Below are 705 nucleotides of genomic sequence, written 5' to 3' on the forward strand. Positions count from 1 at the left end.
TCTCGGGGGCTACGTCCCAGTCGGTCTCCGAGGCCGTGACGTGTTGCGGTGCCGGGTCAATCCGCGGTGGCGCACAAGTCGTCGGAAGACACAGAACTCATCACCCAACCGGAAGACGACCAGTTGTTGACCCATCAGGGTGGCCGACGTCGGATCGAACTGCAGGTTTTATGGAGTAGGCGACCGGACACCGGAGAGTACCGGAGCAACCGGCAGATCCGGGCCCCTTGGCAGTGAACTCATTCGTTCGTGAGTTAAAGGGCGCGTCTCGTTGGGAAGCCCTACGACGAACTCCGAGCGGTCCGTGACGGCATCGTCTTCTTCGTTCTCATCGATGAGGGTGGGAGTTGAATCGCGACAGGGCTGATCGGACCTACGAGGAAGCCGTTGTCTGGGTGCCCGGGTCAGCGCACGCTCAGCCCACCGTCCGGGCGCAGGACCTCACCGGTCATCCCGCTGGCGCCGGCGCCGGCGAGGAAGAGGTACGACTCCGCCAGCTGTTCGGGGGTGAGGGCTAGACCAAGCGGATTGAGCCGGCGGACTTGCTCGCGGACACCGTCGGGATCGATGAAGACGTTCCGCACACCACCATCCGCGTCCACCGCCCGCAGCCCGGTGATCACGCCGCCGGGGGCCACGGCGTTGACCCGCACTCGGGGTGCAAGGTCCGCGGCTAGGTGCCGCACGAGCCCGAGTGCCGCGTGC

Annotated in this window: 1 protein-coding gene; it reads right to left on the bottom strand. The window is 66.0% G+C overall.

Going from position 1 to position 705, the window contains the following annotated elements; genetic code table 11:
- Nucleotides 1–404 precede the first annotated feature (404 nt).
- Nucleotides 405–705 (bottom strand): SDR family oxidoreductase (locus tag PSU4_RS31005; protein WP_147116245.1); only part of this gene is annotated, 301 nt, incomplete at its 5' end.

Source organism: Pseudonocardia sulfidoxydans NBRC 16205, assembly GCF_007989085.1.
In the GTDB taxonomy this organism is placed as follows: Bacteria; Actinomycetota; Actinomycetes; order Mycobacteriales; family Pseudonocardiaceae; genus Pseudonocardia; species Pseudonocardia sulfidoxydans.